This window comes from Curtobacterium sp. B18 (genome assembly GCF_000333375.1).
Taxonomy (GTDB): domain Bacteria; phylum Actinomycetota; class Actinomycetes; order Actinomycetales; family Microbacteriaceae; genus Curtobacterium.
Window position 1 is genome coordinate 1 of the sequence record NZ_BACZ01000033.1, and the last position, 5,579, is coordinate 5,579.

General features: G+C 71.9%; 6 protein-coding genes. 5 read left to right on the forward strand and 1 reads right to left on the reverse strand.

The window, feature by feature from the left end; genetic code table 11:
- Positions 1-42: 42 nt before the first annotated feature.
- Positions 43-528, reverse strand: coding sequence for a glutathione peroxidase (locus I5E_RS00900; RefSeq protein ID WP_022905344.1), 486 nt, complete (start codon positions 526-528; stop codon positions 43-45).
- Positions 529-598: 70 nt separating this feature from the next.
- Between I5E_RS00900 and glmS the strand changes: the two genes are divergently transcribed.
- The 5 genes from glmS to tsaE form a co-directional block, all read left to right on the forward strand.
- On the forward strand, positions 599-2,446 hold the full coding sequence (glmS, locus tag I5E_RS00905; RefSeq protein ID WP_022905345.1) for a glutamine--fructose-6-phosphate transaminase (isomerizing): 1,848 nt from the start codon (positions 599-601) through the stop codon (positions 2,444-2,446).
- Positions 2,447-2,453: 7 nt separating this feature from the next.
- Entirely contained in the window at positions 2,454-2,834 is a 381-nt protein-coding gene (locus I5E_RS00910) for a holo-ACP synthase (protein WP_022905346.1), read from the forward strand.
- Positions 2,831-3,934, forward strand: coding sequence for an alanine racemase (alr, locus tag I5E_RS00915; protein WP_022905347.1), 1,104 nt, complete (start codon positions 2,831-2,833; stop codon positions 3,932-3,934). Before I5E_RS00910 ends, alr (I5E_RS00915) begins: the two co-directional genes overlap by 4 nt.
- Complete coding sequence (gene alr / locus I5E_RS00920; protein WP_031260913.1) at positions 3,931-5,091, forward strand: alanine racemase; 1,161 nt, start codon at positions 3,931-3,933, stop codon at positions 5,089-5,091. The genes alr (I5E_RS00915) and alr (I5E_RS00920) overlap by 4 nt, the downstream gene beginning before the upstream one ends.
- 47 nt (positions 5,092-5,138) lie before the next feature.
- The coding region (gene tsaE, locus I5E_RS00925; RefSeq protein WP_031260914.1) for a tRNA (adenosine(37)-N6)-threonylcarbamoyltransferase complex ATPase subunit type 1 TsaE at positions 5,139-5,579 on the forward strand (441 nt) is incomplete at its 3' end.

Consider the following 5,579-nt stretch of genomic DNA (forward strand, 5'->3'; position numbering starts at 1 on the left):
CTCCCGTCCGACGTCCGGTGCGCGTCCGTGGGACGCGACCCGTCAGGCGGGGAGGGCCGCCTCGATGGCGGCGACGACCTCGGGGGCATCCGGCTTCGTGGTGGGACGGAAGCGCGTGACGGTGCCGTCCGGGGCCACCAGGAACTTCTCGAAGTTCCACGACACCCGGCCCGCCTTGCCGTCGGCGTCCGGGGTCTCCTTGAGGGCCTGGTAGAGCGGGTGGGCGTTCTTGCCGTTCACCTTGACCTTCTCGGACATCGGGAAGGTGACGCCCCACGTGGTGGAGCAGTACTCGTCGATGGCCTCGGACGTGCCGAGCTCCTGCAGGAACTGGTTGCTCGGGAAGCCGAGGACGGTGAAGCCGCGGGGACCGTACTCCTTCTGGAGTGCCTCGAGCTGCTCGTACTGCGGCGCGAGACCGCACCGGGACGCGACGTTCACGACCAGCACCGCCTTGTCCGCGAAGGCACCGAACGTGGTGTCCTCGCCGTGGAGAGTCGTGATCGCGATGTCGTCGAAGCGTCCCATGTCCCAAACGTTATCCCCAGCCCTGCTCCTTCGCAGGGTCGTCGCTCAGGCAGACCGTAGGATCGTCCCCATGTGTGGAATCGTCGGCTACGTCGGCAGCAACAGCAGCCAGGACGTCCTCCTCGGTGGTCTCCGTCGGCTCGAGTACCGCGGCTACGACTCGGCGGGCATCGCCGTCGTGGACGGGTCGCACGAGCTCGCGTCCGCGAAGAAGGCGGGCAAGCTCCAGGCCCTCGTGGACGAGCTCGCGTCGCACCCGATCGCGGACGGCGGGACCGGCATCGGCCACACCCGCTGGGCGACGCACGGTGGCCCGACCGACGGCAACGCGCACCCGCACCTGGCCGACGGCGGCAAGCTCGCCCTCATCCACAACGGCATCATCGAGAACTTCTCCGAGCTCCGCGCCGAGCTCCAGGCCGAGGGCGTCACGTTCCTCAGCGAGACCGACTCCGAGGTCGCGGCGCACCTCGTCGCCCGCTCCTTCCGTGAGACCGGCGACCTGACCACCGCCATGCAGCAGGCCGTGCAGCGGCTCGAGGGCGCCTTCACGCTCCTCGTCGTGCACGCCGACCAGCCCGGTGTCGTCGTCGGCGCCCGGCGGAACTCCCCGCTCGTGGTCGGTCTCGGCGACGGCGAGAACTTCATGGGCTCCGACGTCGCGGCGTTCGTCGCCTACACGCAGCGCGCCCTCGCGATCGGGCAGGACGAGATCGCCACGATCCGTCCCGACTGCGTCGACGTCATCCACTTCGACGGCACCCCGGCGACGCCGAGCGAGTTCGAGGTGAACTGGGACGCCTCGGCGGCCGACAAGGGCGGCTGGACCTCGTTCATGGCGAAGGAGATCAGCGAGGAGCCCGAAGCCGTCGCGAAGACGATCCTCGGCCGGGTGCACGACGGTGCCGTGACGCTGACCGACCTCGACCCGATCGCCGACCGCCTCGCGCAGGTCGACCGGGTCATCGTCATCGCCTGCGGGACCGCGGCCTACGCCGGCATCCTCGGCAAGTACGCGATCGAGCAGTGGGCCCGCGTCCCGGTCGAGGTCGAGCTCGCGCACGAGTTCCGCTACCGCGACCCGGTGCTCGACGACCGCACCCTGGTCGTCTCGATCAGCCAGTCCGGCGAGACCATGGACACGCTCATGGCCGTCAAGTACGCGCGTGAGCAGGGCGCCCAGGTCCTGTCGATCTGCAACACCCAGGGCGCGACCATCCCGCGCGAGTCCGACGCCGTGATCTACACGCACGCCGGTCCCGAGGTCGCCGTCGCGTCGACGAAGGCGTTCATCGCCCAGGGCGTCGCGCTGTACCTGCTCGGGCTGCACCTCGCCACGCTGCGCGGCACCCTGACGGCCGAGCAGATCGCCGAGCAGGTCGCCGAGCTCGAGGGGCTCGCCCCGAAGCTGCAGCAGACCATCGACGACGCGTCCGGCATCAAGGACCTCGCCCGCTGGATGGCCGACACCCGCAGCGTCCTCTTCCTCGGGCGCCACGTCGGGTACCCGATCGCGCTCGAGGGTGCGCTGAAGCTCAAGGAGCTCGCGTACATCCACGCCGAGGGCTTCGCCGCCGGCGAGCTGAAGCACGGCCCGATCGCCCTCATCGAGCCGGGCCAGATCGTCTTCGTCATCGTGCCGTCGCCGCGCGACCCGCGATCGCTGCACCCGAAGGTCGTCTCGAACATCCAGGAGATCCGCGCTCGCGGCGCCCGGGTGATCGCGATCGCCGAAGAGGGCGACGCCGCCGTGCTGCCCTTCGCTGACGAGGTCCTGCGGATCCCGCTCGCGACGCCGCTGTTCGAGCCGCTGCTCGCCGTCGCGCCGCTGCACATGTTCGGCATGGAGCTCGCCGCGGCCAAGGGACTCGACGTCGACCAGCCCCGCAACCTGGCGAAGTCGGTCACCGTCGAGTAGTCGCGCCATGATCATCGGCATCGGGGTCGACGTGGTCGACCTGGAACGGTTCGAGCGGGTGCTCGACCGCACGCCCGCGATGCGCACGCGGCTCTTCACCCCGTCGGAGCTCGTGCGCGACGGGGAACCACGGCCGATCGCGTCGCTGGCGGCCCGGTTCGCGGCGAAGGAAGCCGTGATCAAGGCGTTCGGGTCGAGTGCGGGGCTGAGCTGGCAGGACCTCGAGGTCGTCTCCGACGACCAGCGGAACCCGTCGCTGACGCTGCACCAGGACGCACAGCGGGTCGCGGACCGGCGCGGGGTCGGGTCGGTCCACCTCTCGCTCTCGCACGACGGTGGGATCGCGACGGCGTTCGTGGTCCTCGAAGGAACAGGGGAGTCCGCGTGAGCGCGTTCACCGGGATCACGGTCGACCGGGAGGCGCTGATCGCCAACTACGGTCGCGTCGCCGAACAGGTGGCACCGTCCGGCGTCATCGCCGTCGTCAAGGCCAACGGCTACGGCCACGGCGCAGCGGAGTCCGCGCGGGCGTTCGTGGACGCCGGCGCGGAGTGGCTCGGCGTCGCCGACATCGACGAGGGGATCGCCCTCCGGCACGCGGGCATCGACGAGGGCGTCCGGATCCTCGCCTGGCTGCACGCCCCCGACGAGGACTTCCGGCGCGCCGCCCGGTACGGCATCACGCCGGCCGTCTCGAGCGTCTCGCAGCTCGCTGCGGCTGCGGACTCCGAGGTCCCCGCGGTGCACGTGTGCGTCGACACCGGTCTGAGTCGAAACGGCGCGGTCGAGTCCGAGTGGCCCGAGCTCTTCGAGACGGCCGGGCGCCTGGCCCGCAGCGGTTCGCGCACGCGGGTCGAGGGCCTGATGTCGCACCTGTCGAACGCCTCACGCGCGGACGACCTCGACCAGGACGCGGCGCTCCAGCGGGCGCTCGACGGACTCGCCGCGAACGGCATCGTGCCCGACATGGTGCACCTCGCCGCCAGCGCCGCGAGCATCGCCGTCGCGGAGACCCGGCACGACGTCGCACGGGTGGGCCTCGCGCTGTACGGACTCAGCCCGTTCCCGGACCGCACCTCGGCCGACCTCGGGCTGCGTCCCGCGATGCGCGTGACCGCCGCGGTGCTCCGGACGGTGCCGGTGCGCGCGGGCGAAGGCGTCAGCTACGGGTACACCTGGCGTGCGACGACCGACACGCGGCTCGCGGTGATCGGCCTCGGGTACGCCGACGGTTTCGACCGCGCGTTCGGCAACCACGTCTCGGTGCGGATCGGCGACCGGACGTTCCCGGTGGTCGGTCGCGTGGCGATGAACGCCATGCACGTCGACATCGGCGACGCCGACGTCCGCGTCGGTGACGAGGCCGTGCTCTGGGGCGACCCGGCGAACGGCGACCCGGCGGTCGAGGACTGGGCCGAGGCAGCCGGCACGATCAACTACGAGGTGGTCGCCCGGGTCGGCCGCAGCGTCGAACGGAGGACGTCGTGAACGCGCCGCTGCGCCGGGCCGAGATCGACCTCGACGCCTACCGCGCCAACCTCGACCTCGTCCGCGAGTGGATGGACCCCGTCGAGCTCATGGCGATCATGAAGGCCGACGCCTACGGGCACGGCCTCGAGCCGATCGCGCTCGCCGCGGTGGACGCCGGCATCCGGTGGATCGGCGTGCTCACCGTCCCGGCGGCCCTGCGCCTGCGGTCGATCGGCGTCGGCGAGGACGTGCACCTCTTCACGTGGCAGCACGACCCCGCGCTGGACTTCCGCGACGCGATCGACTCGGCGGTGGACCTCGGCGTCTCGAACGTCCCCGAGCTGCAGCGCGTGATCGACGCCGTCGACCACCGACCGGCCCGGGTGCACCTCGGGTTCGACTCCGGCCTGCACCGCGACGGCTCGACGCCCGACGACTGGCCCGCACTCGTGACCCTCGCCCGCGACGCCCAGCGGGACGGACGCATCGAGGTCGTCGCCGCGTACACGCACCTCGCCGAGTCCTCCGACGACGAGGACGCCGCGGCCGTCGCGCTCTTCGACACCGCGGTCGAGCAGGCCGAGGACCTCGGGCTCGACATCCCGACCGAGCACGTTGCCGCCTCGCTCGCCGGACTCGAGCGCAAGGAGTTCCGCAAGGACATGGTCCGGATGGGTGCGAACCTGTTCGGCATCCCCGGGGCCGACGGTGTCTCGGCGGCCGACCTCGGGCTCGAGCCCGTGATGACGCTGACCGCCTCGGTGGCGAAGACCAAGCGGGTCCCCGTCGACACCGGGGTCTCGTACGACTACACGTACCGGACCACCGCCGAGACGACCCTCGCCCTCGTGCCCGTCGGGTACGCCGACGGCGTCCCGAGGCTCGCGCAGGGGCGTGTCGAGGTCGCCATCGGCGGCACGCGCTACCCGATCGCCGGTCGCGTCGCGATGGACCAGTTCCTCGTCGACGTCGGCGACGACGACGTGCAGGTCGGCGACACCGTCGTCCTGTTCGGCACGGGCGAGCACGACGAGATGACGGTCCTCGAGTGGGGCGAGGCGCTCGGCACCATCGGTGAGGAGATCGTCTGCCGGATCGGCACGCGCGTGCCCCGGGTGTACGAGGGGCACCGGGTCGAGGGGCACGTCGCCGAGTACCTGCGGGGCGAACGGTGACCGAGCCCCGCGTGCTGCTCGACACCACGGCCCGGACCACCGAGGAGATGGGTGCACTCGGCGCCCGACTCGCGGCCGTCCTCCGCGCCGGCGACCTCGTGGTCCTGACCGGTCCGCTCGGTGCCGGCAAGACCACCATGACCCGGGGGCTCGGCGCGGCGCTCGGCGCCCGCGGGCAGGTGTCGAGCCCGACGTTCGTCCTCGCCCGGACCCACCCGACCACCGCCGGCCCGGACCTGGTGCACGTCGACGCGTACCGGCTGTCCGACCCGGTCGAGCTCGACGACCTCGACCTCGACTGGGACGCCTCGATCGTGGTCGTGGAGTGGGGCCGCGGGTTCGTCGACGGCATCTCCGACAGCATCCTCGACGTCGAGATCGTCCGGGCGACCGGTGCCGGCGAGGCCCCCGCTCCGGACGACCTCGACCCGGACGACGTCCTCGACGAGCCCCTGCGGGTCGTCGTCACCGCGACCGGTCCCCGGTGG